Raw genomic sequence first — 25,419 nt, 5'->3', positions numbered from 1 at the left:
TCGACCCGTGTCTGAGCACGCCTTCAGCCCCGACGAGCGCCGTGCCGTCTACCGGGCCATCGCCGAACGTCGGGATATGCGCCGCTTCGTCCCCGGCAGCACGGTGCCGCCCGAGGTCCTCAGCCGGCTGCTGCACGCCGCCCACGCGGCGCCGAGCGTCGGCCTGATGCAGCCGTGGCGCTTCATCCGGATCACCGACGACGCGCTGCGCGGCAAGATCCACGCGCTGGTCGACGAGGAACGCATCCATACCGCCGACGCACTCGGCACCCGCGGCGACGAATTCCTGGCATTGAAGGTCGAAGGCATCCTCGACTGCGCCGAACTGTTCGTCGTCGCACTCGGCGAAAACCGCGACCGGCACATCTTCGGCCGCCGCACGCTGCCGCAGATGGACCTGGCCTCGGTGTCCTGCGCCATCCAGAACATGTGGCTGGCCGCCCGCGCCGAGGGCCTCGGCATGGGCTGGGTGTCGATATTCAAGCCGCTGCCCCTGGCCCAACTCATGGGCATGCCCGCCGACGCGGAACCCGTCGCGATCCTGTGTCTGGGCCCGGTACCCGAATTCCCGGACCGGCCGGTGCTGGAGATCGAGCACTGGACAACTGCACGCCCGCTGCCCGAATTCGTGGCCGAGAACGGCTGGCCGAGCGAGGCATCGCCTTAGGCTGGGCAGGTGGCTACCTCCGTCGATCTCAATGCCGATCTCGGTGAGAGCTTCGGGGCGTGGAAACTCGGTGACGACGAGGCCATGCTCGGCCTGGTCACCAGCGCCAACGTGGCCTGCGGTTTCCACGCCGGCGACCCCACGCTTCTGTTGCGAACGTGCCGCGAGGCCGCGGCCCGGGGGGTCCGCGTCGGCGCCCAGGTGAGCTACCGGGACCTGGCCGGATTCGGCAGGCGCTTCATCGACGTCACCCCCGAGGACCTGACCGCCGACGTGATCTATCAGATCGGCGCGCTGCAGGGCATCGCCCATGTCGCGGGTACGACGGTGACCTACGTGAAACCCCATGGCGCGCTGTACAACACAATCGTCAGCCACCCCGAACAGGCCGCCGCCGTGGCGGCCGCGGTGGCAGCGGTGGACGCCGGACTGCCGGTGCTCGGCCTGTCGGGTTCAGCGTTCTTCGAGGAGGCAGGGCGGCGCGGGCTGCGCACCGTGGCCGAGGCCTTCGCCGACCGCGCCTACCAACCCGACGGCACGCTGGTGTCGCGACGCGACCCCGGCGCCGTGCTGCACGATGCCCCCGAGATCGCCGAGCGAGTGGCGGGCATGGTTATGCGGAGACAGGTCACCGCGGTGGACGGTTCCGTCATCCCCGTCACGGTGGAATCGGTTTGCGTACACGGCGATTCACCGGGAGCCGTCGAGATCACCACAGCGGTGCGCGAGCGTCTGTCCGCTGAAGGGGTCACGCTGAGCGCGTTCTGCTGACAGGTTCGCCTGGCATGATGGCCGCGTGGTGGCGAACCCGGCGGTGACGCGGTGGCGGCCGAGTTCCATGCAGGTGCTCGTGGCCGGCATCATCGCATTGGCCCTGGCCGGCACCACGCTGCGGGCGTTTGTCGAAGGCACCCCCGATGTGTCGACGGCGGCCACGGTGTTCTGCGGCGTGTTCGTCCAAGCGCTGCCGTTCCTGGCACTCGGGGTGGTGATCAGCGGGCTGATCGCGGTCTTCGTGACGCCCGAGCGTCTGGCCCGCTGGCTTCCCCGACGTCGCAGCGCGGCAATCCTGGCCGCGGGGGTCGGCGGCGCGGCACTGCCCGGCTGCGAATGCGGTTCAGTGCCGGTGGCGCGCAGGCTCTTCGGCGATGACGCCCGGGACGGCACCGTGGGCGCGGCCGCGCTGACATTCATGCTTGCGGCACCGGCCATCAACCCCGTTGTGCTGGTGGCGACCGCCGTCGCGTTCCCCGGACACCCGCAGATGGTCGCCGCCCGGTGTGCGGCATCACTGCTCACCGCGCTGATCATGGGTGCGCTCTGGGCCCGGTTCGGCAGCCCGGACTGGATCACCCGTCGCCTACCCAAGCCGCATGACGGCGAGAGTTCCCGGTGGGCCGTGTTCACCGAAGCGGCACGTCACGACTTCCTTTCGGCGGCCTCCTATCTGGTCGTCGGTGCGGCTGCCGCGGCCGCCCTGCACGTGCTGGTTCCGCCGTGGGTGTACGAGCACCTGGCAGGGCAGATCGTGCTGGGGGTGATCACCATGGCGGCGCTGGCGGTGGTGCTGGCGTTGTGTTCGGAAGCGGACGCCTTCGTCGCGGCCAGCCTGACCATGCTGCCGCTGCTACCGCGACTGGTGTTCCTGGTGGTCGGGCCGGCTGTCGATCTCAAGTTGTTCGCGATGCAGGCCGGAATGTTCGGCCGCGCGTTCGCCGTCCGGTTCGCACCTACCACCTTCGTCGTCGCCACCCTGGCCGCGACCGGCGTCGGCCTGCTGATCCTGGGGCCACAGTGAGCCGCGAGACCGAGAACGCACTGCTGCTGCTGATCGGGGTCAGCACCGCGATCATCACCATCACCGGCGCGTACACCCGGTACGTCAAGCCGGGACTGTTGCCCTACCTCGCCGCGACCGCGGTGTTGCTCATCGCGCTGGCCCTTGCCGCGATCGTGCGCGATATCCGGCACGGCCGCCGCGAGGACGGCACGGACGAAGCTCATGATCATCCGCACTCCCCCGGCGTCGCGTGGCTGCTCCTCGTCCCGATCGCGCTGCTCGCCTTCGTCGTACCCCCGGCGATACGCCCCGACGCCGCATCGGTAACCGCGGTATCCACCGATGTGCTGCGCCGTCCGTTTCCGCCGCTGCCCGACGGCACTGCTCCGGAGATCTCCCTGCCCGACGCACTGATCCGCGTGGCGCAGGACTCCGCGGGCACCCTGGACAACCGCACGATCACCGTCACCGGGTTCACGATGCGCGACGGTGACCGCAGCGACCTGGCCCGGGTGGTGATCATCTGCTGCGCGGCCGATGCTCAGCTGGCCCGCATTCGTCTCTCCGGGCCTGCGGCGGCTCAGGTGGCCGGCTATCCGGACGACACCTGGATCAAGGTGGTGGGCACGATCCCTGCGGGACAAAGTAATTCGAGCCGGCGCACCATCCCGACGATGACGGCCATGAGTGTGGCGCGCACCGATCCCCCGGCACGCCCCTACGCCTATTGAGGCCTACCCGCGTGGCCGCGCGAGTCCACAATCACCACACTTCGATCCGCCCGGAACGCGGTAGTACAGGCAACAGCTGCGCCGGCGGAACGCCCACCCGGTCAGGACGCCGGTGCCGGCCAGATCCCCGGTGGCCAAGAGCGATTCGGTGACTCCGCGGAGGTCGTCATCCAATTCCGGTCTAGCTCGGGCCAGGTCGGCCGCCGCGGCGACCAGGGCGGCCGCGGCATTGCCGTAGAGCAGCCGCGGCGCCATCTTGACCCGTAGCCCGGCGGCCAGCGGTTCGAGGTGTTCGGTGATCACCGTTTGATACAGCTGCTGCGCCAGCGGACGACGGCCGTCGACGGGTCCTCCCACCGGCACCGGCAGCCTGAGCTCGGTACGGGCGGCATGGCGCTGCAGATCGGTGAGGTCCGGCAGCACGCCGTATTGCAGCGCACAGGCCAGCAGCGGCGACCACAAGCGAGAGGCGTGACTGAACTGGACCAGGGACGCACCGATGCGTAGATCCGTCGTGTCACTGCGTGCGGCGGTCGAGGCGACGAGGTCGGCGCAGCCCTGCTCGTAACAACGGTGCACCGGAATCCAGTCGCCCGGATCCCCGCCGACGGTGATAGCGAAGAAGCCTCCGTACGAGGCGATTTCGCTGAGTTGGTCACCGATGTTCACGGCCTCACCCCCACCTTGGGCGGGACGGTGACCTGCGGCCTGCCGGTATCGGCATCGAGGGTGATCCGGGCCTCGACCCCGTACACGTCGGACAGCAGCCCCTCGGTGAGCACATCGGCCGGCGGGCCGACGGCGACCAGCCCTCCATCGTCGAGCACGCAGATCCGGTCGCAGTAAGCCGCAGCAAGATTCAGATCGTGCAACGCGGCGACCACCGTCGCACCGGTCTCCCGCAGCAGGTGCAGGGCCTCGTGTTGATGTCGCAGATCGAGGTGGTTGGTGGGTTCGTCGAGCACGATCACCTCGGTGCGCTGCGCCAGCGCACGGGCGATGAGCACGCGTTGCTTCTGCCCTCCCGACAGCCGACCGTAGCCAGCCCCGCTCAGCTCCGCGACGTCCAGTGCCGCCAGCGCCGCGCCGACGATCTGCCGGTCCTCACGGTTGTCGGCCTCGAAGGATCGCTTGTACGGTGTGCGCCCCATCGCCACCATGTCGAACACGGTGAGCTCGAAATCACCGGTGGCTTCCTGCAATACGGCCGCGACCCGGCGCGCGGCCTGCTTGCCCGGCAGCTTCCACACATCGGTGCCGTCGACCAGCACCCGCCCGGCACTCGGCCGCTGCGCCCGGTACAACGTGCGCAGCAGTGTGGTCTTGCCCGCGCCGTTGGGACCCACGACGGCCAACATCTCACCCGGGGCGACCGACAACGAGACGTCGGTGATCAACGGTGTTCCGCGCACCGACACCGAGACCGCCTCGAATGACACCGCCGCCGTCACGTCACGGCCTTCCGCCGCATCAGCCACAGGAAGAACGGCCCGCCGGCGAGCGCGGTCAGAATCCCCACCGGCAATTCCTCCGGCGCGGCCACGGTGCGGGCCACGATGTCACACAGCACCAGAAACGCCGCGCCCAACAACGCGGCGGCCGGCAGCGCTCGACGGTGATCGGCACCGACCAGCAGACGCACCACATGCGGCATGATCAGCCCGACGAACCCGATCGTGCCACTGACCGCGACCATGGCCCCGACCATGAGCGCCACGACCACGAACATTCCCGCCCGGAACCGGTGTACGTCGAGTCCGAGCGAAGCGGCCGCCTCCTCGCCGGTGTAGAGCAGGTTCAGTGATCTGGTGAAGGCCAGCAGCACCACCACGCCGATGAACACCGCCAGGGCGGGCACCCAGACCATGCGCCAGGTGGCGCCGCCCAGGCCGCCGAGCATCCACCGCACGGCCGCCTGGGTCTTGTGCGGATCGTCCGAGGTGACGATCAGCAGACTGGCCACCGCGGACAGCACTTCGGCCACCGCGACGCCGGCCAGGATCAACCGCGCGGTCGTCATCCGCCCGCCCGATCGGGCCAGGAAGTACACCGCGACGAGTGCGAGGAAGGCTCCGAGGAACGCCGCCAGCGGCACGGTGAACACTTGCAATGCACCGGCGCCGAACACCAGGATCACCACGGCACCGACCGATGCTCCCGAGGAGACACCCAGCAGCATGGGATCGGCGAGCGGATTGCGCACCACCGCCTGCAGCGCCATACCGCTCGCCGCCAGACCGGCACCGACCACCGCGCCCAGGACCACCCGAGGTAGCCGGGCGTCGATCACGATGGATTCCCTTACCGCAGGCCAACTCTGCTCGACGAGGCCCGGGTGGACGGCGTGCAACACGATGGCCCACACCTGTCCCGGCGGGATGGACACCGAGCCGATTGCCACACCGGCAGTCATCGCCATCAGCAACACCCCGGCCAGCGCAGCCAAGGTCAGGCGGTAGGGCGTCACACGAACCGGTCCGGGTGCAGCTGTCGGGCCAGAGCGTCCACCGCCCGGCCCACCCGCACGCCGACCACCACCGAGGACAACGGGAGCACCGCGAACCGCTGGTGTTGTACCGCCGGAACATGCTGCAGCAGAGGATGTTCGGTGAGGAATCTCTTCTTGTCGGCGACCGGCTGGTCTCCGTAGTCGTAGATCACGATGACTTCGGGCGCGCGTTCGGCGAATTGTTCGAACGATACGTCGCCCCACACCTTCGGGACATCGGCGAACACGTTGACGCCGCCGGCCGCCTCGATCATCAGGTTGCCGATGCCCTTACCGCCCGAAGTGAACACGGTCGCCTCACCGCTGTCGTAGACCGCGACCCGTACGGGTTGCGCGCCGCGCAGCTTCGCTTCGGTCTGCGCCAGCTCGCGATGCAGCTTCTCGATCTGCTGCTCAGCCCGGTCCGTGATTCCGAAAATGGTTCCGATGTTTCGCATTTCGTCATCCACGGTGGAGATGGTGACGGGCTCGGACCGGCAATCCTCGATGTTGAGGTAGGTGTGAACCCCGGCATCGGTCAGCCGTTGCCTGCCGCGGCCCTCCTTCTCGTCGAACGCGCTGTCCCAGCCGCCGTAGACGAAGTCGGGTTCGACAGCCAGCAGCGACTCGTAGGACGGGTATTCCTTGGCCAGCACCGGAACGCTGTCGTAGGCAGTCTGGTATTCGGGCAGGATCCGGTCGTCGAGGTAGGACGTGCCGACCATGGATTTTTCGAGCCCCAGAGCCAGCAGCGTCTCGATCGCATGCTGATTGAGCGCGACAGCGCGGGCCGGCGGCCGGTCATAGGTGGCGCTGACGCCGCAATTGTCGACAGTGACCGGGAATCCCGGTGGGACGTCACCGTCGGCGTCGGGCGCTGCGGTCGAGGCGCACCCCGATACCAGTAGCGCTGATGCCAGTCCGGCGATCAGCCAACGAGCAGCCATGGGCGTACCCATCCTCTCCGGGGAGATCCGCCCCAGTACGTGCGAGGTGGCGACTGCGGTGTGTATCTGGCTTTCACAGTGGCGGGACCGCGCCGGATTCTCACCGGCTTCCACGATCCGCAGTCGCCCTATCGCCTCGAATGGTAGGTCAAGCCGGGCCGACCACCGGCAGCAGCGCCATCTCCCTGGCGTTCTTGATCGCCGTGGCGACCTGACGCTGCTGCTGCGGGGTGAGCCCGGTGATGCGCCGGGACCGGATCTTGCCCCGCTCACTGATGAAGGTGCGCAGCAGGTGGACGTCCTTGTAGTCGACCTCGGTCACCCCGAGGGCGTCCAGCTGATTGCGCCTCGGCTTTTTGAGTTCGGTGGCCGGCGGGCGCCTCTTGGTGTTCTTCCGGGAATTCGACGCCATCACCAGCTCGACTTCCGCACACCCGGCAGTTCACCGCGGTGCGCCAGTTCGCGCACCCGGACCCGCGACAGCCCGAACTTGCGCAGATGACCGCGGGGGCGGCCGTCCACCGCGTCTCGATTGCGCAGCCGCACCGGGCTCGAATCCCGGGGCAGCCGTTGTAATGCCGAGACGGCCGCGGCCTTCTGCTCACGCGTGCCGACCGGATTGCGGATGATCGCCTTGAGCTCGGCCCGCCGTTCGGCGTAGCGCTCCACGAGTTCCCGGCGCTGCTCGTTCTTGACGATCTTGGATCGCTTGGCCATCAGCGCTCCTCGCGGAAGTCGACGTGGCGGCGGACGACCGGGTCGTACTTTCGCAGCACGATCCGGTCCGGGTCGTTGCGGCGATTCTTGCGGGTGACGTAGGTGTACCCGGTCCCCGCGGTCGATTTCAGCTTCACGATCGGCCGGACATCGGTGCTGGCCATCAGATCTTCTCCCCTGCGCTACGCAAGCGGGCCACAACGGCCTCGATGCCGTCGCGGTCGATCACCTTGATTCCCTTGGCGCTGACCCGAAGCCGGATCCGGCGCCCTTCGCCTGGCAGGTAGTAGGTCTTGGTCTGGATGTTGGGGTTCCAGCGGCGGCGACTGCGCTTGTGCGAGTGCGACACCGTGTTGCCGAACCCGGGCGAGCGCCCGGTGACTTGGCAGTGGGCAGACATCGGTCTCCTTCGGATGGGGTAGCCTCACGATAATGATAATCATTTTCAACAACAACTCCGTCGGGAGGTGCAGTGCGAACCCCTGTGGTGCTGATCGCCGGTCAAGGTGACAGCGACGGCGTAGCGGAAGAACTGGGCCGCAGGCCGGGAACCGTGCTGGTGCGCCACACCTTTGACGGCCAGGTGGTCCTGCGGACCGTGTCCGACAGCAGCGGAACATCCGAACTCGCCCTCGAGCTCACCCACGGTTGCGTGTCCTGCACGGTCCGCGACGATCTGCTGATCCTGTTGCGGCGTCTGCACCGACGCGGCGACGTGGACCGCATCGTCGTGCAGTTGATGCCCTGGCTGGAAGCCGAGCCCGTGTGCTGGGCGATCAACACCATCCGGGTCCACGTCGGGCCCGGATACATCGACGGGCCCGCCTCCCGCGACGTCACCATCGACGCGGTGATCGCGTGCCTCGACGCGACGGTCTGGCTGCAACAGTCCGTCGGCGACGAGGAACTGCCCGACGGGCGCACTGTCGCCCAGGTGGTCGTCGGGCAGGCCGAGTTCGCCGACATGCTGGTGCTCAACGAGGCCGAGGCCACCACGCTGGCGGTCCTGCGCCGGCTCGCTCCCCGCGCCCGCATCACCGTCGGCCCCGACCGGGTGGAGCTCGGCCTGGCGCATCTGGAACCGAACAGCCGGCGCGGGCGCACCGCGACACCGCACGATCCACTCCTGGCCGGTGAACCGCCGCTGGAGCCCGACGACGAGGTAATCATCGTCGAATTCGCCGCGCGCCGACCGTTTCACCCGCTACGCCTGCACACCGCCGTCGACCTGCTGCTCGACGGCGTGGTGCGCACCCGGGGGCGGGCCTGGCTGGCCAACCGGCCGACCGACGTCATGTGGATTGAATCCGCAGGCGGCGGAATGCATTTCAGCAACGCCGGAAAATGGCTGGCGGCAATGGATTCCACCGAGCGGGCCTACACCGACCCGGAGCGGCTGGCGATCGCGGCGATCGACTGGCATCACCAGTTCGGTGATCGCCACATCTCGCTGACCGTACTGGTCTGCGGCGCCCGGCCCGGCGAGGTCATCGACGCGCTGCGCGGCGCGCTGCTCACGGACGACGAGCTGGCGCGACCGGACCAGTGGGCCGATTACCCCGACCCGTTCGGGGATTGGCACGAAGAACCTTGCCAGCCCGCGGTCGAAGAACCCGCAACATCCGCCCACACAGAAGGGGAAAACCAGTGAAACCCGAAATCCACCCCGACTATCACCCCGTGGTGTTCCAGGACGCCGCGACCGGCAGCCAGTTCCTGACCCGGTCGACGGCAACCAGCGAGCGCACCATCGAGTGGGTAGGCCCGCACGGGATCCAGACCTACCCGCTGATCGTCGTCGACGTCACCAGCGACTCGCATCCGTTCTGGACCGGCTCGGCCCGGCACATCGACTCGGCCGGGCAGGTGGAGAAGTTCCGCCGTCGCTACGGACAGGTCTAGCCCTAGGGTGGGGCCATGCGGCTCAAGCCCGGCAGACCCGACCTGGCCTCCTATGCGCGGTTCTTCGACGCACCGTCGGCCACTGCGCAATCCCCGGTCAGTGTCACCTGGGCCGGGGTCAGCACGCTCCTGGTCGACGACGGCACCTCGGCCGTGCTCACCGACGGGTTCTTCTCCCGGCCCGCACTGCCGAGCATCGTCTTCGGCAAGCTGACGCCGTCACTGCCCCGCATCGACGGCAGCCTGGCCCGCCTCGGCGTCGACAAGCTCGAAGCCGTGCTGCCGGTCCACACCCACTTCGACCACGTCATGGACTCGGCCGTCGTGGCCGAGCGCACCGGCGCCCGACTGGTGGGCGGCACCTCGACCGCCCAGGTCGGCGCCGGGGGCGGACTGGCGCCCGATCGGATCGTCACGGTCACCCCGGGCGAAGCCGTCGCTCTGGGCGCGTACGACGTGACGCTGTTCGAATCCGAGCACTGCCCACCGGACCGCTTCCCCGGTGTCATCACCGCGCCCGTCGTTCCGCCGGTGAAGACATCGGCGTACAAGTGCGGCGAGGCCTGGTCGACCCTGGTCCGCCACCGGCCCAGCGACCGCAGCCTGCTGATCGTCGGCAGCGCCGGTGCGGTGCCGGGCGCACTGGACGGGCAGCACGCCGAGGTGGTCTACCTGGGGATCGGCCAACTCGGCCTGCAACCCAAGCACTACCTGATCGACTACTGGACCCACACCGTCCGCACGGTCGGCGCGCGGCGCGTGGTGCTGATCCACTGGGACGACTTCTTCCGCCCGCTGCACAAGCCCTTGCGCGCATTGCCATATGCCGGTGATGACCTGGACGTCTCGATGCGCGTGCTGACCCGACTGGCCGAACAGGACGGTGTCAGCCTGCACCTGCCGACGCTGTGGGAGCGCTCCGATCCCTGGGTCAATTGAGCCGCTGAAACGACGGCGGCAGCGGCAGACCCAGCTCCGCCAGCACGCCACGTAGCCGCGTCGGGTAGTCGGTGATGAGGCCGTCGACGCCGTCCGCGATCAACGCCCGCATGGCGGCCGGATCGTTGACGGTCCACGGAGTCACCTTGAGGCCCAGCGCGTGTGCCCGCTCCACGAATCCGCGGTCCACCAGCTGATACTGGGGCGAGAGGACCGTGGCGCCCACCGATATCGCGCCGGCGATCGGATCGCCGTCCACTGCCGGATTGACCCCACCGAGCCACGGAGAGTCGGGCACCCAGGTCGTGTCATCCCACAGCGCCACCCTCGGCAGCGAAGGCTCGGCCCGCTGCACCAATGGCAGTGTGCGCCAGTCGAAGCTCTGGATGTCCACCTTGTCGAGCTTGCCCGCCACGCGCACGGCATCGAGGATGACGTCGACGAACTCCTGCGGCGTGGCCGAGGTTTCGGGTTTGTCGGCCTCGATCTTGGTCTCGATGTTGAAACGCACGTCGGCGCCGTAGGCATCGGTCAGCGCGAATACCTCGGGCAGCACGGCAATCTTGTTGCCGCGCACCACCTCAGCATCGGGAAAGCCGCTCAGCAACTTGCCGCAGTCGAGCGTGCGGATCTGCTCGAGCGTGAGATCGTGCACCAGTTTCCCCACGTACGGGTACATGGGGTCGCCCGGGAACGCCGGGGCTGTGTCGGCACATTTGGTCTCGTCGATCCGGGGGTCGTGCCACACCAGGGGTTGCTTGTCTTTGGTGAGCACGATGTCGAGCTCGAGCGTGCTCACCCCGAGCTCCAACGACTTCGCGAAGGCCCGCAGCGACTCCTCGGTCGTCTCGCCACGTCCGCCACGGTGTGACTGCAGGTCGAACCCGGTGGGCGCCGCGACGGCCGGCGGGACAGACTGGAACGCGGCAGCCAGAGCGAACAACAGGACCATCGGAGCAGCCGGACGCATGGTCACCAACGCTAGCGAGTCACCCGGGTACGGTCAGGTCCGCTAGGCCCGATACGCGAATCGTCATCGAATGTTCGACTGGCCGAAAGGACCCACGCCATTGATTCTGGCCCTGGTGCTGCTGGCCGTCGTGCTGGTGTTCGCGCTGGCGCGGCCCGAGGGCTGGCCCGAGGCCGTCGTGGCGATCCCGGCCGCCGGGCTGCTGATCGCGCTCGGCGTGATCTCGCCGGACGATGCCCTGGCCGAGGTGAACCGCCTGCTGCCCGTGGTCGGATTCCTGGCCGCCGTGCTGGTGCTGGCCCACCTGTGTGACGACGAGGGCCTGTTCCACGCCGCGGGCACACTGATGGCCCGGGCGAGCAGGGGTGATTCCCGGCGGTTGCTGACCCGGGTGTTCCTGATCGGGGCGACGACGACCGCCGTGCTGAGCCTGGACGCGACCGTGGTGCTGTTGACGCCGGTGGTGCTGGCCACCGCCCGCACACTCGCGATACCGCCGCGGCCGCATGCCTACGCCAGCGCACATCTGGCCAACTCCGCGTCGCTGCTGTTTCCGGTGTCGAACCTGACCAACCTGTTGGCCTTCACCGTGGCGGGGCTGTCCTTCACTCAGTTCAGTGCCGTCATGGCGCTGCCCTGGCTGGCCGCCATCGGCGCCGAATTCGTCTTACTGCGTTGGTTTTTCCGCCGTGAGCTGAGCCGCCCGGCGGCCGAGGTGACTCCCCCGCCGCCCGAGGTTCCGGTGTTCGTGCTCGTGGTGCTGGGGTTCACGCTGGCGGGTTTCGTCGTCGCCTCGGTCGTCGATGTGTCGCCGGCCTGGGCGGCACTGGCGGGGGCGGTGGTGCTGGGGGTGCGCAGTCTGGCACAGCGCCGCAGCACGGTCGGCGGGATCGTGCGCGCCGTCAACGTGCCGTTCCTGGCGTTCGTGCTGTGCCTCGGCGTGGTGGTGAATGCGGTGGTGCACAACGGTCTCGGCGACGCCATGCGTGAGGTGCTTCCGGTCGGCGACTCACTGCCTGCGCTGCTGGGCCTGGCGGCGGTGGCCGCAGTGCTGGCCAATGTGGTCAACAACCTGCCCGCGGTGCTGGTGCTGCTGCCCTTGGTGGCCGGCGCCGGACCGGGCGCGCTGCTGGCCGTATTGATCGGGGTCAACGTAGGCCCCAACCTCACCTACGTCGGATCACTGTCAAATCTGCTGTGGCGCAATGTTGTTCACCGCGAAGGCCTGCCGGCGAAGTTCACCGAGTTCAGCCGAATCGGCCTGGCCACCGTGCCGTTGACCCTGGCGGCCTCGGTACTCGGATTATGGCTGAGCCTGCGACTCTTCAATGGCTAGGAAGCAGCTCACCACTCTTTGAGCACCCGCAGCTTGTTCGCCTTGTTCATCGCTTCGCGCCGCAGGCGCTTCAGCTCCGGGTAGAAGGCGTTGCCCTTGTTGGACTCCTGGCCGTTGAGCGGCAGATCGAACGTGGCGATCAGCTTTTCCTCCAGGAACCACGGCTCGGGGTGCACCATCCAGGACACCAGGGCGTTCTCGGCCATCCACTGCGTCAGAACGGCCTCTCCACCGGCAAAGGTCCGCCTGTCGCCCGAGCCGATCCGGCGCAACTTGAAGCCAAGCTCATCGGCCAGCAGGATGCCGAGCGTCTTGCGCAGCGTCGAGCCGTCAGCGTCGGCGTTGGCTGCCCCGTAGTGGTACTTCACCCGCTTGCGGAGATTCTGGGTGCTCGGCGGCTTCCCGCCAACCGGCGGGCGGGTTGGACTGATCCCCACGTAGAGCAGCGTCAGGCCATCCCGCTGCCGGCACCCCGAAACGTCAATGCCCGCGGGCACCGTGCGAAACCACCAACCGTTGGCTCCGGGCAGCTCCGGAACCGGGCAGGGTTCGCTGAACACTTCCTCCCGGGTGAACGGCACGGCGGCGAGAAAATCCGCGGGATTGCTGGCGCTTCGTCCTCTCGACATGCGCCTAACTCCGGCGCTGACGGGCGATCTCGGCCAGCACCACACCGGCCGCCACCGAAGCGTTCAGCGACTCCGTCGGCCCGGCCATCGGGATCGAGACCACCGCATCGCAGTTCTCCCGCACCAGCCGGGACAGGCCCTTGCCCTCCGAGCCGACGACGACGACCATCGGTCCGCCGCCCTCGAGCTCGTCGAGTGTCGTGTCACCACCGGCATCCAGGCCGACCACCTGAAGACCGGCGTCGGCATAGCTCTTCAGCGTGCGAGTCAGATTCGTCGCCCGCGCCACCGGCGTACGGGCCGCGGCACCGGCACTGGTGCGCCACGCCACCGCGGTCACCGAGGCCGAACGCCGTTGCGGGATCACCACACCGTGCCCGCCGAACGCGGCCACCGAACGCACGATGGCACCCAGGTTGCGCGGATCGGAGATGTTGTCCAGAGCCACCAACAGTGCGGGCTCCCCGGACTCCCGGGCCGCCTTCAGCAGATCGTCGGGATGGGCGTAGTTGTACGGCGGCACCTGCAGGGCCAGGCCCTGGTGCAACGCGTTGGAGCTCATCCGGTCCAGATCGTGGCGCTGCACCTCAAGGATCGAGATACCGCGGTCGGCCGCAATCTGGACGGATTCGGTGAGGCGCTCATCGGCCTCGGTACCCAGCGCCACGTACAGCGCAGTGGCCGGAACCTTGGCCCGCAGGCATTCCACCACCGGGTTGCGGCCCAACACCAACTCGGTGTCGTCGGTTTTCTTGTGTCGCCCCTGCGCCTGACGCGCCGCCTTCGCGGCCTTCTTGCCGGCCGGATGGTGCGGGCGCTGATCTGCACGGGGTGTGGCCCCGCGACCCTCGAGCCCGCGGCGACGCACGCCGCCGGACCCGACGGTCGGCCCCTTCTTGGTCCCCGGCTTGCGCACTGCGCCGCGCCGCTGCGAATTCCCGGCCATCTACGCTCCGTTCCCGTCCACCAGGGCCCACTGTGGACCGTCGGCGGTGTCGGTGACCTCGATACCGGCCGCCTTGAGCCGATCGCGGATGGCGTCGGCCGCCGCCCAGTCACGATTGGTCCGGGCCTCGGCCCGGCCGGCCAGTGCCCATTGCACCAGTTCATCCACGGCAGCCAGCGCGGCCGAAGTCTCGTCGCGGGATTCCCAGCGCTCGTCGAGCGGATCGCAGCCCAGGATGCCCATCATCGCCCGGATCGAGGTGGCCTGCGCCATCGCGCCTTCGTGATCGCCGGCGTCCAGCGCGCGGTTGCCCACCGCCCGGGCGGCATGCACCTCGGACAGTGCGATCGGCACCGCGAGGTCGTCATTCAGGGCGGCCGCGAACTTCGGCGTCCAGTCACCCACGGCGACGGCGCCGACCCGGTTACGCACCCGGTGCAGGAAATCCTCGATGCCGCTGTAGGCCTTGACCGCGTCCTGCAGCGCATTCTCGGAGAATTCCAGCATGGACCGATAATGCGCGCTGCCCAGGTAGTAGCGCAGCTCGGCAGCCCGAACCCGTTGCAGCACAGCAGGAATCGAGAGCACATTGCCCAACGACTTGCTCATCTTCTCGCCGCCCATGGTGACCCAGCCGTTGTGCAGCCAGTACCGGGCGAAGCCATCGCCCGCGGCCTGCGCCTGGGCGATCTCGTTCTCGTGGTGCGGGAAGACCAGGTCCATACCGCCCGCGTGGATGTCGAACTCCGCGCCCAGATAGGCCTCGCACATCGCCACGCACTCGGTGTGCCAGCCGGGGCGTCCCCGGCCCCAGGGCGTCGGCCACGACGGCTCGCCCGGCTTGGCGCCCTTCCACAACGTGAAATCGCGCTGATCGCGCTTACCCGTCGCCGCGCCCTCACCCTGGTGCACATCGTCGATCCGGTGGCCGGACAGCGCGCCGTAATCGGGCAGGCTCAGCACGTCGAAGTAGACGTCCCCGCCGGCGGCGTACGCGTGTCCTCGAGCGATCAACCGGTCGATGAGCTCGACCATCTGGGTGATGTGTCCGGTGGCCCGCGGCTCAGCCGACGGCGGAAGCACGCCCAGCGCGTCGTACGCGGCGCTGAACGCCCGCTCGTAGGTCGCGGCCCACTCCCACCACGGCCGGCCCGCATCGGCCGCCTTGTTGAGGATCTTGTCGTCGATATCGGTGACGTTGCGGATGAACGCAACGTCATATCCATTGGCGGTCAGCCAGCGGCGCAACACGTCGAACGCGACTCCGCTACGGACATGACCGATATGCGGCAAGCCCTGGACGGTAGCACCGCACAGGTAGATCGAAGCGTGCCCCGGCCGCAGCGGTACGAAATCTCGTACGGCACCCGCCATGGTGTCGTACAGCCGCAAATCGGAGGCAAACCCCGACGCGACGGCTTGAGCGCGATCGGTCACGACGTGCCAGCTTACCGGCCTATTCGGCAGGAACCACCAAAGCGCTGGCTATCGCGGCCAATCCTTCACCCCGGCCGGTCAGCCCGAGCCCGTCGGTGGTGGTGGCCGACACCGATACCGGCGCCCCGATCAGCTCCGAGAGAAGCTGCTGGGCCTCCTCCCGGCGTGGCCCGATCTTGGGCCGGTTGCCGACCACCTGCACCGTGGCATTGCCGATCTCGAAGCCCGCCGCCTGCACCAATCCGCGGACGTGACGCAGCATGTCCGCGCCGGTGACCCCGCGCCATTCCGGCCGGTCGGTGCCGAAGACGCCGCCCAGGTCGCCGAGTCCGGCCGCACTGAGCAGGGCGTCACACAATGCGTGCGCGGCGACGTCGCCGTCGGAATGGCCGGCGCAGCCGTCGGCGCCGTCGAAAAGCAGCCCCAACAACCAGCAGGGGCGCCCCGACTCGATCGGATGGACATCGGTGCCGAGCCCGACCCTGGGAATCCTCACGCGCCACGCGCCATGACAGCCTCGGCGAGCAACAGGTCCAGAGGCGTGGTGATCTTGAAAGCCAGCGGGTCGCCCTCGATGATCTGCACCGGCGTACCGATCTGTTCGACGAGTGAGGCGTCATCGGTGACCACTCCGGCCCCGGCGCGCTGATAGGCGCGGCGCAATACGTCGGTACGGAAACCCTGCGGGGTCTGCACGGCCCGCAGACCGGCCCGCTCGGGCGTCCCCAGCACCGCACCGTTGGCGTCGACCGCCTTGATGGTGTCGGCCAACGGAAGGCCGGGAACGACGGCAGCGTGACCGTCGGCCAAGGCAGCCACTACCCGGGCGATCAGCGAAGGAGGAGTCAATGCCCGGGCAGCGTCGTGCACAAGGATGAAATCGGGGTCGTCAGCGGCCGCAAGAGCCAGCCCTACCGATTCGGTTCGATCGGCTCCCCCGGCCACGATCTGCGCGCGGCCACCGAACACCATGATGGCTTCATCGGTGAGCGCGGGCGGCACCGCGACCACGACCTTGTCGATCACCCCTGAAGCCAGCAGGCCTTCGAGGGCATGCTCCAACAGGGGTTTGTCCCCCAGATTGACGAATGCTTTCGGCCTGCCCGCGCCTAGCCGCTCACCAGAGCCGGCGGCCGGGACGACCGCGACAGTTGTTGCCACGACGCGTCAGGACGCGGCAGCCAGAACCTCGTCAAGGATGGTCTCGGCCTTGGCGTCATCGGTGTTCTCAGCCAGCGCAAGTTCGCCGACCAGAATCTGCCGGGCCTTGGCCAGCATTCGCTTCTCACCCGCGGACAGACCGCGTTCCTGATCCCGACGCCACAGATCCCGGACAACCTCGGCAACCTTGTTCACGTCACCGGAGGCCAGCTTCTCGAGATTGGCCTTGTAGCGGCGCGACCAGTTGGTCGGCTCTTCGGTGTGCGGAGCACGCAACACCTGGAAAACCTTGTCGAGGCCTTCTTGGCCCACGACGTCGCGGACTCCGACGTATTCGGCGTTGTCTGCGGGCACTCGAACGGTCAGATCCCCTTGGGATACTTTCAGGACGAGATATTCCTTCTGCTCGCCTTTGATAGTCCGGGTTTCGATCGCCTCGATCAACGCAGCACCGTGGTGTGGATAGACGACGGTGTCTCCGACCTTAAAAATCATCTGATTCGAGCCCCTTTCGCTAGTCCATCCTAACACGGGCCCAGATCACATGCGCACCAACTGCGCAGGTCAGGGGCACTGCAGATGAAGAACAGGGGTTGACATGGTGACGAAAGCGTGCAACCAAAGCGCCTGTCGGACACCCGAACCGGGCCCGACCGCAAGGCCGTTGCGGGCCTGAAACACCCCTGGCGAAGCGCTCTGCCAAGCCCTCGCATTCCGCCCACCGAGGCCACCTACTACTGTGCATAGTCGAAGTACGCCGACCCAGCTCAGGAGGCTTGAGTGAACCGCTTCGCAATGCGCACCTCGGCCGGTCTGGCCGCATGTGGCCTGACCGCAGCCGTTCTCACCGGTTGCAGTGCCGGGCAGGTCTCCCAGACGGCAACCCAGGAGCCCGCCGTCAACGGTGTCAACGCGCAGGCCGGCACGGTCGCGCTACGTAACGTGCACCTGCGCGCGCCGCAGCAGAAGGACTACGTCGAGCCCGGCTCCGAGACCGAGCTGCTGTTCGTCGCGGCCAACGAATCCACCGAGGCGCCCAACAAGCTCGTCTCGATCAAGACCACCGTCGGCGACGTGGCACTGACCGGGGATCAGACCATCCCGGCAGGCGGCGTCCTCGTGGTGGGCGAGCCCGATGGTCAGACGAAGCCGCTGGAGAAGGCCGAGCCCGCCGAGGCCGTCACCGCCAAGGTCACCTTGACCAAGCCGGTCACCAACGGGCTGCTCTACGACTTCACGTTCAAGTTCGAGAACGGCGAGACCACGGTGGCCGTGCCAATCTCGGCAGGCGAAACGCCCCGACGCGACAACGCCGGCGAGGAGCCCGCCGAGGGCGCCGCAGCCGGTGGCCATCACTGATCTGAACCTCTGACCCACCGGGGTCCCCACCGGCGCGTACACGGCACCGATGTCGGGGGCACCCGTTACTGTCACGGCGTGGCCGCTTCGAAAGTACGTTCGCAATACCGCTGCTCGGAGTGTCAGCACGCCACACCCAAATGGGTCGGCCGCTGCGCCAATTGCGGTACCTGGGGCACGGTGGATGAGGTGGCCGTGCTCGCTCTCTCCGACAGAGTGGGCGGGTCAGTCCGCCGCTCGGTGGCCCCGACCTCGCCCGCGGTTCCGATCACCTCTATCGACCCCGGAATCACCCGGCATTACGCGACCGGGGTCACTGAACTGGACCGGGTTCTGGGCGGCGGCCTGGTGGCCGGCTCGGTCACGCTGCTGGCCGGTGAACCCGGCGTCGGCAAGTCCACCCTGCTCCTGGAGGTCGCCAACCGCTGGGCGCACACCGGCCGACGGGCGCTGTACCTGTCCGGCGAGGAGTCCGCGGGCCAGATCCGGCTGCGCGCCGAACGCACCGGCTGTACGCACGACAACGTCTATCTGGCAGGCGAATCCGACCTGCAGATCGCGCTCGGTCACATCGAGGAGGTCAAACCGAGCCTGGTGATCGTCGATTCGGTGCAGACCATGTCCACCACCGAAGCCGACGGCGTGACGGGTGGGGTGACCCAGGTGCGTGCGGTGACCACGGCGCTGACCGGCCACGCCAAGACCGCCGTGGGAGACCCGGCTGTGGCCATGATCCTGGTCGGGCACGTGACCAAGGACGGCGCCATCGCGGGGCCGCGTTCCCTGGAGCATCTGGTCGACGTGGTGCTGCACTTCGAAGGTGATCACGCGTCGAGCCTGCGCATCGTGCGCGGGGTCAAGAACCGGTTCGGCGCAGCCGACGAGGTCGGCTGTTTTCAGATGCACGACAACGGAATCGAGTGTGTCAGCGATCCGTCCGGACTGTTCCTGGACCAGCGTCCGGCGGCGGTACCCGGCACCGCCATCACGGTCACCCTCGACGGCAAGCGCCCGATGATCGGCGAGATACAGGCGCTCGTCGCCCCGCCGGTCGGGCCTCCTCGGCGGGTCGTCAGCGGGATCGATTCGGCCCGTGCGGCGATGATCGGCGCGGTGCTGCAGACCCGCTGCAGCCTGCCGATCGGCAACAACGACATCTACCTGTCCACCGTCGGCGGCATGCGGCTGACCGATCCATCCTCGGACCTGGCCGTGGCCGTCGCCATCGCGTCGGCCTATCTCGACATCGCGTTGCCGATGAACGCGGTGGTTATCGGCGAGGTGGGGCTGGTCGGCGATCTGCGCCGGGTCACCGGCATGGATCGCAGGCTGGCCGAGGCCGCCCGGCTGGGCTTCAACATTGCCGTGGTGCCACCGGGGGCCACCAGTGCACCGGCGGGGCTGCGCATCATCACCGTCGATCACATCGGCGCGGCATTACGGGCACTCAAGGACATCGCGATTGCCAGCAATCGTGGGCAGCATGGACAATAGCGGCCGACCCTAGGAGAACCGATGGCCGTGAACTCCGGCGCCAGGACCAGCCGCACCGTCGTGCATCTGGCTCGGCCGACGCTACGAGAAACCCTCGGCCGGCTGGCCCCCGGTACGCCGTTGCGTGACGGCCTGGAACGCATCCTGCGCGGCAAGACGGGCGCGCTGATCGTGCTCGGCTACGACGACAGCGTCGAGGGCATCTGCGACGGCGGGTTCGCCCTGGACGTGCGTTACGCCCCCACCCGGCTGCGTGAGCTGTCGAAGATGGACGGCGCGGTGGTGTTGTCGAGCGACGGCGGCCGGATCGTGCGGGCCAACGTCCAGTTGGTGCCGGATCCATCGATCCCCACCGACGAATCCGGAACCCGTCACCGTTCGGCCGAGCGCACTGCCATCCAGACCGGCTATCCGGTGATCTCGGTGAGCCATTCGATGAGCATCGTGACCGTCTACGTCGCCGGGGAGCGGCATGTGGTGCCCGATTCGGCGACCATCCTGTCGCGAGCCAACCAGACCATCAACACACTGGAGCGCTACAAGGGCCGCCTCGACGAGGTCAGCAAGCAACTGTCCACCGCAGAGATCGAAGACTTCGTGACGCTGCGCGACGTCATGACCGTGGTGCAGCGCCTGGAAATGGTGCGCCGGATCAGCCTCGAGATCGACGCCGACGTCGTCGAACTCGGCACCGACGGACGCCAGCTCAAGCTGCAGCTCGACGAGCTCGTGGGCGACAACGAGGCCGCGCGTGAGCTGATCGTGCGGGATTACCACGCGCTGCCGGATCCGCCGACCGCCGCTCAGGTCGGCGCGACACTCGATGAGCTGGACGCCCTGACCGACAGTGAATTGCTCGACTTCACCACGCTGGCAAGGGTTTTCGGTTACCCGTCGACGTCGGAGGCACAGGATTCGGCAATGAGCTCACGCGGCTACCGCGCCATGGCGGGGATACCGCGACTGCAGTTCGCCCACGTCGATCTACTGGTCCGCTCGTTCGGCTCACTGCAGGGACTACTGGCCGCCAGCGCGGACGATCTGCAGTCCGTGGACGGCATCGGGTCGATGTGGGCCCGCCACATCCGTGAGGGCCTGTCCCTGCTGGCCGAGTCGACGATCGCCGACCGGCTGGCCTGAGCGTCAGTTACCCGGTGCCGCCGGCTCAGCCGGCGGTGCACCCTCGGGCGGCGGCCCCGGCTGTTGCGGATTGGCCTGAGCCAGGATGAACGGCACCGGCGCTGATCTGAGATTGCCCAGCTGGACCATCAGGTTGTAGGTGCCCGGCCCGATCGGCTGACGCGGCATCGGGCACTGCGGCGCCGAACTCATACCGGTCCAGGTCACCTCGGTGGTCACCTGCTCACCCGGGTTGAAGGTCTTCACCAGCGTCTCGTTGGACGGCGCGCAGTCCAGGTTCGACCAGAGCCGGTTGTTGTCCAGCGAGTATACGTAGGCGGCCAGCACCGCGGCGCCCACGTCACGCTTGCAGGCCACCAGGCCGATGTTGGTCACGACCATGGTGAACTTCGGCTGATCGCCCACGACGTACTCGGGCTGGCTGGTGATGCCCTTCACCGCGAGCGTCGAATCGGGGCAGTCGTCGCCCTCTTTGAGCAGCGGCGGCGGCGTGACGGCAGCGGTCGGTGTGGCCGTCGGCGGCGGCGCGTGCTGGGCCGGCGGCACCACCGGGGTCTTGACCTCGGGGTTCTCGCCCGGCAGCGGCGTCGGCGGGGCGGCCGCGGCAGAGGATTCGTCGGCGGGCTTGGTCTCGGCTCCGGAGCTGCTGGTCACGATCACCGCGACGATCGCGGCGATGATCCCCACGACGACCACCGCGATTCCGATGGCCAGCGCCCGGCGCCGCCAGTAAATCTGCGAGGGCAGAGGCCCATGAGGTTCGAGATCCAACACGGCTTTCACGGTAAGCCCAGGTCATTCCCAGTTGCCCGAGGCGACTCGGCGTGTCGGGGCTGCGGCAAAATTCTCAGGCTTCGCCGATGTTGCCCAGATGGCTGCGCAGTTCCACGTGACCGTCGGACAGGTGGTAGGTGGCGCCGACGATGGCCTGGGTCCCCGCAGCGAGACCGTTGGAGATCGCGGCCGACCGCATCTGCAGCTGGTTGACCGTCTCCTTGACGTGGTAGGCCTCGAACTCGTCGACGCGGGTCAGGCCGGAATGACGACCCATCAGGATCGACGGGGTCACCCGCTCGACGATGTCGCGCACGTAGCCACCGGGCATCGCCCCCTCGTCGAGGGCGTTGATGGCGGCCTGGACCGCGCCGCAGCTGTCATGGCCGAGGACCACGATCAGCGGCACGTTCAGGATCGACACCGCGTATTCGATCGAGCCCAGCACCGCGTTGTCGAGCACGTGGCCGGCGGTACGCACCACGAACATGTCGCCCAGGCCCTGGTCGAACAGAAGCTCGGCGGCAACGCGGCTGTCGCCGCAGCCGAACACCACGGCGGTGGGCTTCTGCCCGTGTGTCAGCTTGGCTCGACGGGCGATGTCCTGGCTGGGATGCTGCGGTTCGCCCGCGACGAAGCGAGCGTTACCGTCCTTGAGTGCCTTCCACGCGGACACCGGATTCGAATTGGGCATATCAGCCATTTTGCATGAGATGCCGATGAGCATCGACGCGGAGCAGCTCGTCGGCTGGTACAGAGACGCCCAGCGGGACCTGCCGTGGCGCCGACAAGGGGTGACCGCCTGGCAGATCCTGGTCAGCGAGTTCATGCTGCAGCAAACACCGGTGGCCCGGGTCGAGCCGATCTGGCTGGCCTGGATCGACCGGTGGCCCACCCCGTCTGCGACGGCGGCCGCCGGGTCGGCCGAGGTGCTGCGGGCCTGGGGCAAGCTGGGGTACCCGCGGCGGGCCAAACGCCTGCACGAATGTGCCGTGGTGATCGCGGGCGAATACAGCGACGAGGTGCCCACCGACGTCGAGACCCTGCTGACCCTGCCCGGCATCGGTGCCTACACCGCGCGTGCGGTGGCCTGCTTCGCGTATTCGGCCAGCGTTCCGGTGGTCGACACCAACGTGCGCCGGGTGGTCACCAGGGTCTTGCGTGGGCAGGCCGATGCACCCGCCCGCGCCCGCGACCTCGACGATGTCGCCGCGCTGCTGCCTGAGGATGCCACCGCACCGACGTTCTCGGCCGCCCTGATGGAGCTGGGCGCGGTGGTGTGTACGGCCCGCTCGCCGCAGTGCGGCTGCTGCCCGCTGAGCCACTGCAGTTGGCGGTCGGCCGGGTATCCGGAGGGCACGATGACCCGAAAGGTGCAGCGCTACGCCGGAACCGATCGGCAGGTGCGCGGCAAGCTGCTGGATGTGCTGCGCGACAGCAGCACTCCGGTCACCCGCGCCCAACTGGACGTGGCCTGGCTCACCGATACGGGGCAACGGGATCGCGCACTGGACTCACTACTGGTCGACGGCCTGGTCGAGCAAACCCTCGACGGTCGGTTCGCACTCGCCGGGGAAGGCGAAATTACATGAGATCGGCATGAATCCGTTCCGCGGCACACCATTTGGGCCGCGCATCACATAGAACGGATTCATGTCAAGCAAATTCTCAACGACGTTTGCGTGTACGGCAATCGGCCTGGGCGTCGGCCTGGGGCTGGCCGCCCCGGCCAATGCTGCACCGTCCGGCACCGGTTCTGCAGCCGACACCGTGCGGGACCTCCAGAGCCGCGGCTATCAGGTGCAGATCAACTCCAATGCCAATACGGCCCTGTCGAACTGCCGGGTCACGGGGTTGCACGGACTGGCCGATTCCAACATCGACGAGGACGGGTACCGGATCGATTCGGCTCAGCACACCACGGTCTACGTCAACGTGGCCTGCCAGCCCGACGGCTGACACATCACGCCGTGACGGCGTCTTCGCCCGCACCGCAGGAGAATTGGCGCCGGTAGTCCGAAGGTGTCACGCCGATGAGCCGGCGGAAGTGATGACGCAGCAGCGTTGCGGTGCCGAACCCGGCCTGCTCGGCGATCCGGTCGATGTCCAGGTCGGACTCCTCGAGCAGCCGGCGCGCGTACAACACCCGCTGATCGGTGATCCACTGCATGGGGGTGGTACCGGTCTCCTCGACGAACCGGCGGGCGAAGGTGCGGGTGGACATCGCCGATCGCCTGGCCAACGTCGTCACCGTATGCGGCTTGTCCAGGTTGCCCATGATCCAATCCAGGTGCGGCGCAAAACCTTCCGAACACCTGACCGGAATCGGCTGATCGATGAACTGACGCTGCCCGCCATCGCGCTGCGGTGGGACCACCATTCGCCGGGCGATCTTGTTGGTCACCTCACTGCCGAGTTCGCGGCGTACCAGATGCAGGCACGCGTCGATGCCCGCCGCGGTGCCTGCGCTGGTGATCAGATTGCCGTCGTCGACGTACAGGACGTTGCGATCCACCTTGGCGGTGGGATATTTGCGGGCCAAGGCATCGGCGTGCATCCAGTGCGTGGTGCACGGCCTGCCGTCCAACAGACCCGCCGCACCCGCCAGGAACGCGCCCGAGCACACGGTCAGGATGATCGAGCCCGCATCGGCGGCGGCCCGCACGGCATCCAACGCCTCGGGCAGGTAATCGGAGGTGCCGATCGCCGGGATCGCCACCAGGTCGGCGCCATGCAGGGCGTCGAGGCCGTGTTCGGGCGTCAACGTAGCGCCGACCGACGTCCGCACCGGCCTGCCCGGCTCGGGACCACACACCTTGAAGTCGAAGTTCGGTACGCCGTCAGCGGATCGGTCGATCCCGAAGACCTCACAGATGACCCCGAACTCGAAAACAGCCAGACCGTCGAGCACCAGCGTGGAGACGCTTCTCAGCATGGCAGCATTTTATCGTAAGGTGTCAGCGCTGCCACTGTTGGCGGGATATTTCCCCGACAAGCATTACTGCCATGACTGTTGCACTCGCTCTGATCATCCTGATCTCGCCCTTCGCGGTCGCCGCGGCAGTGGGCTGGGCGGCACGGCGCAGCAAGATCCTGCGGTTCCGCCTCGATCTGTTCGACATCGACCAACCCGACTACGAGACGTATCGCGCCGGCCATGACCTCGACGCGATACGCAGCCGGTTCGAACACCAGCCGGCCTGGCCGAGCGCAGGCGTCCTAGGCGAGCGCCGTTAGAAACCCGGTGACAGCTTCGCGGTACACCTCGGGCGCGTCGTCGTGGATCAGATGACCCGCACCGGGAACGTGCAGATACCTTGTGTCCTGACCGATCTCGGCCATCCGGCGCATCTGCCCGGGCGGCGCCACTGAATTGCCCGCCTCCATGAGAAGGGTCGGAACGCGCACGTCCCGCCACTGCTGCCAGTAGTCCCGCGTCCCCCACTGGGCAGCGATGTCCAGCCACCACTGCGGATACCCGTGCAGCCGCCAACCGGTGGCCGTCCGATCGAACGCCTCCAGGAAGTACTGACCCGCGACGGGCCCGAACTCGTCGTAAACCTCCTGTGCCGAACCGAATTCGACCGGGAGAGCGTGCACCCACGGCTCCCACGGGCCGGTGGTGCGGCCCCGGAAATCGGGGGCCATGTCCTCGACCACCACCGCGCGAGCCAGTTCCGGGCGGGCCGCTGCCAGACACCAGGAATGCAACGCCCCCATGGAATGTCCCACGAGCATCACCGGCCGCCCGAGCCCGGCCACGGCATCGCCGAGATCTGCGACGAACCGCTCGGTGCTGATCGGATACGGGTCGACCACATCGCGCCCGCGGTGCCACGGCGCGTCGTAGGTGTACACCTCACCCAGCTCCGTCAACCACGGCGATTGGCGTGACCATGTGCTGCCGCGGCCCATCAAGCCGTGCACCAGGACGATGGGCTCGCCGCGGCCCCCTCTGTGGGTGAGCAGATCTGTGACCATCCCGTTATCTTGCCGGGCACT

At 68.0% G+C, this 25,419-nt stretch carries 33 protein-coding genes and 1 riboswitch; of the genes, 14 read left to right on the top strand and 19 right to left on the bottom strand.

The features are described 5' to 3' along the window. Positions 1–7: 7 nt before the first annotated feature. From bluB to ACWEFV_RS27180, 4 genes are all read left to right on the top strand, one after another. Complete coding sequence (bluB, locus tag ACWEFV_RS27195) at positions 8–667, top strand: 5,6-dimethylbenzimidazole synthase (RefSeq protein ID WP_450072433.1); 660 nt, start codon at positions 8–10, stop codon at positions 665–667. A gap of 9 nt (positions 668–676) precedes the next feature. Then, a complete protein-coding gene (locus tag ACWEFV_RS27190; RefSeq protein ID WP_450072432.1) occupies positions 677–1,438 on the top strand; it encodes a LamB/YcsF family protein in 762 nt (253 codons plus the stop codon). 67 nt (positions 1,439–1,505) lie between these two features. Continuing rightward, the gene (locus tag ACWEFV_RS27185) at positions 1,506–2,465 is read left to right on the top strand and encodes a permease (protein WP_450072449.1); all 960 of its coding nucleotides are present in this window, start codon (positions 1,506–1,508) and stop codon (positions 2,463–2,465) included. Next, positions 2,462–3,178 (top strand): TIGR03943 family putative permease subunit, encoded by a 717-nt coding sequence (locus ACWEFV_RS27180; RefSeq protein ID WP_450072431.1) that lies wholly within the window; start codon positions 2,462–2,464, stop codon positions 3,176–3,178. Before ACWEFV_RS27185 ends, ACWEFV_RS27180 begins: the two co-directional genes overlap by 4 nt. 3 nt (positions 3,179–3,181) lie before the next feature. On the opposite strand, the gene ACWEFV_RS27175 is transcribed toward ACWEFV_RS27180, so the two are convergent. From ACWEFV_RS27175 to rpmB, 8 genes are all read right to left on the bottom strand, one after another. Further along, positions 3,182–3,847 carry a (2Fe-2S)-binding protein gene (locus ACWEFV_RS27175; RefSeq protein ID WP_450072430.1) on the bottom strand — a complete coding sequence of 222 codons (666 nt, stop codon included), beginning with the start codon at positions 3,845–3,847 and terminating at the stop codon, positions 3,182–3,184. Next, positions 3,844–4,656, bottom strand: coding sequence for an ABC transporter ATP-binding protein (locus tag ACWEFV_RS27170; protein ID WP_450072429.1), 813 nt, complete (start codon positions 4,654–4,656; stop codon positions 3,844–3,846). The genes ACWEFV_RS27175 and ACWEFV_RS27170 overlap by 4 nt, the downstream gene beginning before the upstream one ends. Next, positions 4,626–5,597, bottom strand: a complete 972-nt coding sequence (locus ACWEFV_RS27165; RefSeq protein WP_450072448.1) for a FecCD family ABC transporter permease — start codon at positions 5,595–5,597, stop codon at positions 4,626–4,628. Before ACWEFV_RS27165 ends, ACWEFV_RS27170 begins: the two co-directional genes overlap by 31 nt. A 44-nt stretch (positions 5,598–5,641) precedes the next feature. Beyond that, positions 5,642–6,613 carry an ABC transporter substrate-binding protein gene (locus ACWEFV_RS27160; protein ID WP_450072428.1) on the bottom strand — a complete coding sequence of 324 codons (972 nt, stop codon included), beginning with the start codon at positions 6,611–6,613 and terminating at the stop codon, positions 5,642–5,644. A gap of 40 nt (positions 6,614–6,653) precedes the next feature. Beyond that, positions 6,654–6,750: riboswitch (cobalamin riboswitch) on the bottom strand. Positions 6,751–6,761: 11 nt separating this feature from the next. Beyond that, positions 6,762–7,025: a 30S ribosomal protein S18 gene (rpsR, locus tag ACWEFV_RS27155; RefSeq protein WP_450072427.1), complete on the bottom strand. Its 264-nt coding sequence runs from the start codon at positions 7,023–7,025 to the stop codon at positions 6,762–6,764. Next, entirely contained in the window at positions 7,025–7,330 is a 306-nt protein-coding gene (gene rpsN / locus ACWEFV_RS27150; RefSeq protein ID WP_450072426.1) for a 30S ribosomal protein S14, read from the bottom strand. Before rpsN ends, rpsR begins: the two co-directional genes overlap by 1 nt. After that, complete coding sequence (rpmG, locus tag ACWEFV_RS27145) at positions 7,330–7,494, bottom strand: 50S ribosomal protein L33 (protein ID WP_044520825.1); 165 nt, start codon at positions 7,492–7,494, stop codon at positions 7,330–7,332. Before rpmG ends, rpsN begins: the two co-directional genes overlap by 1 nt. After that, a complete protein-coding gene (rpmB, locus tag ACWEFV_RS27140; protein WP_044520828.1) occupies positions 7,494–7,730 on the bottom strand; it encodes a 50S ribosomal protein L28 in 237 nt (78 codons plus the stop codon). The genes rpmG and rpmB overlap by 1 nt, the downstream gene beginning before the upstream one ends. A 72-nt stretch (positions 7,731–7,802) precedes the next feature. Here rpmB and mrf point away from each other — a divergent pair, with 72 nt between their 5' ends. From mrf to ACWEFV_RS27125, 3 genes are read left to right on the top strand one after another with little or no spacing between them, the layout of a single operon-like run. Further along, positions 7,803–8,981: a ribosome hibernation factor-recruiting GTPase MRF gene (mrf, locus tag ACWEFV_RS27135; protein ID WP_450072425.1), complete on the top strand. Its 1,179-nt coding sequence runs from the start codon at positions 7,803–7,805 to the stop codon at positions 8,979–8,981. After that, entirely contained in the window at positions 8,978–9,232 is a 255-nt protein-coding gene (locus ACWEFV_RS27130; RefSeq protein ID WP_450072424.1) for a type B 50S ribosomal protein L31, read from the top strand. Before mrf ends, ACWEFV_RS27130 begins: the two co-directional genes overlap by 4 nt. Before the next feature lie 15 nt (positions 9,233–9,247). Beyond that, positions 9,248–10,171: an MBL fold metallo-hydrolase gene (locus tag ACWEFV_RS27125; protein WP_450072423.1), complete on the top strand. Its 924-nt coding sequence runs from the start codon at positions 9,248–9,250 to the stop codon at positions 10,169–10,171. On the opposite strand, the gene ACWEFV_RS27120 is transcribed toward ACWEFV_RS27125, so the two are convergent. After that, positions 10,164–11,141: a glycerophosphodiester phosphodiesterase gene (locus ACWEFV_RS27120; RefSeq protein ID WP_450072422.1), complete on the bottom strand. Its 978-nt coding sequence runs from the start codon at positions 11,139–11,141 to the stop codon at positions 10,164–10,166. The two genes, ACWEFV_RS27125 and ACWEFV_RS27120, sit on opposite strands and share 8 nt — an antisense overlap. A 70-nt stretch (positions 11,142–11,211) precedes the next feature. Between ACWEFV_RS27120 and ACWEFV_RS27115 the strand changes: the two genes are divergently transcribed. Next, positions 11,212–12,477 carry an SLC13 family permease gene (locus ACWEFV_RS27115; RefSeq protein ID WP_450072421.1) on the top strand — a complete coding sequence of 422 codons (1,266 nt, stop codon included), beginning with the start codon at positions 11,212–11,214 and terminating at the stop codon, positions 12,475–12,477. A gap of 8 nt (positions 12,478–12,485) precedes the next feature. Here the strand turns inward: ACWEFV_RS27115 and ACWEFV_RS27110 are convergent, their stop codons facing one another. From ACWEFV_RS27110 to carD, 6 genes are read right to left on the bottom strand one after another with little or no spacing between them, the layout of a single operon-like run. Then, positions 12,486–13,106, bottom strand: coding sequence for a GIY-YIG nuclease family protein (locus ACWEFV_RS27110; RefSeq protein ID WP_450072420.1), 621 nt, complete (start codon positions 13,104–13,106; stop codon positions 12,486–12,488). A 4-nt stretch (positions 13,107–13,110) separates the two neighbouring features. Then, positions 13,111–14,052: a 23S rRNA (guanosine(2251)-2'-O)-methyltransferase RlmB gene (rlmB, locus tag ACWEFV_RS27105; protein WP_450072419.1), complete on the bottom strand. Its 942-nt coding sequence runs from the start codon at positions 14,050–14,052 to the stop codon at positions 13,111–13,113. Then, positions 14,053–15,489, bottom strand: coding sequence for a cysteine--tRNA ligase (gene cysS, locus ACWEFV_RS27100; RefSeq protein ID WP_135458931.1), 1,437 nt, complete (start codon positions 15,487–15,489; stop codon positions 14,053–14,055). 19 nt (positions 15,490–15,508) lie between these two features. Then, positions 15,509–15,985 (bottom strand): 2-C-methyl-D-erythritol 2,4-cyclodiphosphate synthase, encoded by a 477-nt coding sequence (ispF, locus tag ACWEFV_RS27095; RefSeq protein ID WP_135458933.1) that lies wholly within the window; start codon positions 15,983–15,985, stop codon positions 15,509–15,511. Continuing rightward, a complete protein-coding gene (gene ispD, locus ACWEFV_RS27090) occupies positions 15,982–16,650 on the bottom strand; it encodes a 2-C-methyl-D-erythritol 4-phosphate cytidylyltransferase (RefSeq protein ID WP_450072418.1) in 669 nt (222 codons plus the stop codon). Before ispD ends, ispF begins: the two co-directional genes overlap by 4 nt. Before the next feature lie 6 nt (positions 16,651–16,656). Continuing rightward, the gene (gene carD / locus ACWEFV_RS27085) at positions 16,657–17,145 is read right to left on the bottom strand and encodes an RNA polymerase-binding transcription factor CarD (protein WP_003882506.1); all 489 of its coding nucleotides are present in this window, start codon (positions 17,143–17,145) and stop codon (positions 16,657–16,659) included. A 285-nt stretch (positions 17,146–17,430) separates the two neighbouring features. Here carD and ACWEFV_RS27080 point away from each other — a divergent pair, with 285 nt between their 5' ends. The 3 genes from ACWEFV_RS27080 to disA all read left to right on the top strand — a co-directional run bounded on the left by ACWEFV_RS27080 (position 17,431) and on the right by disA (position 20,643). Continuing rightward, the gene (locus tag ACWEFV_RS27080) at positions 17,431–18,009 is read left to right on the top strand and encodes a hypothetical protein (RefSeq protein ID WP_450072417.1); all 579 of its coding nucleotides are present in this window, start codon (positions 17,431–17,433) and stop codon (positions 18,007–18,009) included. A gap of 78 nt (positions 18,010–18,087) precedes the next feature. Next, positions 18,088–19,503, top strand: a complete 1,416-nt coding sequence (gene radA, locus ACWEFV_RS27075) for a DNA repair protein RadA (RefSeq protein ID WP_135458939.1) — start codon at positions 18,088–18,090, stop codon at positions 19,501–19,503. Between the two features lie 60 nt (positions 19,504–19,563). Continuing rightward, positions 19,564–20,643: a DNA integrity scanning diadenylate cyclase DisA gene (gene disA, locus ACWEFV_RS27070; RefSeq protein WP_210115708.1), complete on the top strand. Its 1,080-nt coding sequence runs from the start codon at positions 19,564–19,566 to the stop codon at positions 20,641–20,643. Positions 20,644–20,646: 3 nt separating this feature from the next. Here the strand turns inward: disA and ACWEFV_RS27065 are convergent, their stop codons facing one another. Together ACWEFV_RS27065 and ACWEFV_RS27060 are read right to left on the bottom strand one after the other, a co-directional pair. Beyond that, positions 20,647–21,417, bottom strand: coding sequence for a hypothetical protein (locus tag ACWEFV_RS27065; protein ID WP_210115591.1), 771 nt, complete (start codon positions 21,415–21,417; stop codon positions 20,647–20,649). 73 nt (positions 21,418–21,490) lie between these two features. Continuing rightward, positions 21,491–22,111, bottom strand: a complete 621-nt coding sequence (locus tag ACWEFV_RS27060; protein WP_135458943.1) for a carbonic anhydrase — start codon at positions 22,109–22,111, stop codon at positions 21,491–21,493. A 25-nt stretch (positions 22,112–22,136) separates the two neighbouring features. Here ACWEFV_RS27060 and ACWEFV_RS27055 point away from each other — a divergent pair, with 25 nt between their 5' ends. Further along, positions 22,137–23,009 carry an A/G-specific adenine glycosylase gene (locus ACWEFV_RS27055; RefSeq protein WP_450072416.1) on the top strand — a complete coding sequence of 291 codons (873 nt, stop codon included), beginning with the start codon at positions 22,137–22,139 and terminating at the stop codon, positions 23,007–23,009. 61 nt (positions 23,010–23,070) lie between these two features. Beyond that, positions 23,071–23,376 (top strand): hypothetical protein, encoded by a 306-nt coding sequence (locus ACWEFV_RS27050; RefSeq protein WP_135458947.1) that lies wholly within the window; start codon positions 23,071–23,073, stop codon positions 23,374–23,376. A 4-nt stretch (positions 23,377–23,380) separates the two neighbouring features. On the opposite strand, the gene ACWEFV_RS27045 is transcribed toward ACWEFV_RS27050, so the two are convergent. Beyond that, complete coding sequence (locus ACWEFV_RS27045; RefSeq protein ID WP_450072415.1) at positions 23,381–24,352, bottom strand: GlxA family transcriptional regulator; 972 nt, start codon at positions 24,350–24,352, stop codon at positions 23,381–23,383. Positions 24,353–24,423: 71 nt separating this feature from the next. Between ACWEFV_RS27045 and ACWEFV_RS27040 the strand changes: the two genes are divergently transcribed. Next, a complete protein-coding gene (locus ACWEFV_RS27040) occupies positions 24,424–24,654 on the top strand; it encodes a hypothetical protein (RefSeq protein WP_135458951.1) in 231 nt (76 codons plus the stop codon). On the opposite strand, the gene ACWEFV_RS27035 is transcribed toward ACWEFV_RS27040, so the two are convergent. After that, positions 24,637–25,398 (bottom strand): alpha/beta fold hydrolase, encoded by a 762-nt coding sequence (locus ACWEFV_RS27035; protein ID WP_450072414.1) that lies wholly within the window; start codon positions 25,396–25,398, stop codon positions 24,637–24,639. The two genes, ACWEFV_RS27040 and ACWEFV_RS27035, sit on opposite strands and share 18 nt — an antisense overlap. Between the last annotated feature and the right edge of the window lie 21 nt (positions 25,399–25,419).

This window comes from Mycobacterium sp. NPDC004974 (assembly GCF_053600815.1).
Note: the sequence above shows the minus strand (reverse complement) of the source record. Positions and strands in the feature narration are given on the sequence as shown.

Excerpts from the sequence above, each read along its gene's own strand:
- ACWEFV_RS27120 (WP_450072422.1), bottom strand. The coding sequence starts at position 11,141 with ATGCGTCCGGCTGCTCCGATGGTCCTGTTGTTCGCTCTGGCTGCCGCG.
- ACWEFV_RS27045 (WP_450072415.1), bottom strand. The coding sequence starts at position 24,352 with ATGCTGAGAAGCGTCTCCACGCTGGTGCTCGACGGTCTGGCTGTTTTC.
- ACWEFV_RS27165 (WP_450072448.1), bottom strand. The coding sequence starts at position 5,597 with ATGGCGATGACTGCCGGTGTGGCAATCGGCTCGGTGTCCATCCCGCCG.
- rpmB (WP_044520828.1), bottom strand. The coding sequence starts at position 7,730 with ATGTCTGCCCACTGCCAAGTCACCGGGCGCTCGCCCGGGTTCGGCAAC.
- ACWEFV_RS27060 (WP_135458943.1), bottom strand. The coding sequence starts at position 22,111 with ATGCCCAATTCGAATCCGGTGTCCGCGTGGAAGGCACTCAAGGACGGT.
- ACWEFV_RS27055 (WP_450072416.1), top strand. The coding sequence starts at position 22,137 with ATGAGCATCGACGCGGAGCAGCTCGTCGGCTGGTACAGAGACGCCCAG.
- rpsR (WP_450072427.1), bottom strand. The coding sequence starts at position 7,025 with ATGGCGTCGAATTCCCGGAAGAACACCAAGAGGCGCCCGCCGGCCACC.
- ACWEFV_RS27040 (WP_135458951.1), top strand. The coding sequence starts at position 24,424 with ATGACTGTTGCACTCGCTCTGATCATCCTGATCTCGCCCTTCGCGGTC.
- rlmB (WP_450072419.1), bottom strand. The coding sequence starts at position 14,052 with ATGGCCGGGAATTCGCAGCGGCGCGGCGCAGTGCGCAAGCCGGGGACC.
- ACWEFV_RS27035 (WP_450072414.1), bottom strand. The coding sequence starts at position 25,398 with ATGGTCACAGATCTGCTCACCCACAGAGGGGGCCGCGGCGAGCCCATC.
- ACWEFV_RS27110 (WP_450072420.1), bottom strand. The coding sequence starts at position 13,106 with ATGTCGAGAGGACGAAGCGCCAGCAATCCCGCGGATTTTCTCGCCGCC.
- rpsN (WP_450072426.1), bottom strand. The coding sequence starts at position 7,330 with ATGGCCAAGCGATCCAAGATCGTCAAGAACGAGCAGCGCCGGGAACTC.
- ACWEFV_RS27050 (WP_135458947.1), top strand. The coding sequence starts at position 23,071 with ATGTCAAGCAAATTCTCAACGACGTTTGCGTGTACGGCAATCGGCCTG.
- ACWEFV_RS27125 (WP_450072423.1), top strand. The coding sequence starts at position 9,248 with ATGCGGCTCAAGCCCGGCAGACCCGACCTGGCCTCCTATGCGCGGTTC.
- ACWEFV_RS27160 (WP_450072428.1), bottom strand. The coding sequence starts at position 6,613 with ATGGCTGCTCGTTGGCTGATCGCCGGACTGGCATCAGCGCTACTGGTA.
- carD (WP_003882506.1), bottom strand. The coding sequence starts at position 17,145 with ATGATTTTTAAGGTCGGAGACACCGTCGTCTATCCACACCACGGTGCT.
- ACWEFV_RS27115 (WP_450072421.1), top strand. The coding sequence starts at position 11,212 with ATGTTCGACTGGCCGAAAGGACCCACGCCATTGATTCTGGCCCTGGTG.
- rpmG (WP_044520825.1), bottom strand. The coding sequence starts at position 7,494 with ATGGCCAGCACCGATGTCCGGCCGATCGTGAAGCTGAAATCGACCGCG.
- ACWEFV_RS27185 (WP_450072449.1), top strand. The coding sequence starts at position 1,506 with ATGCAGGTGCTCGTGGCCGGCATCATCGCATTGGCCCTGGCCGGCACC.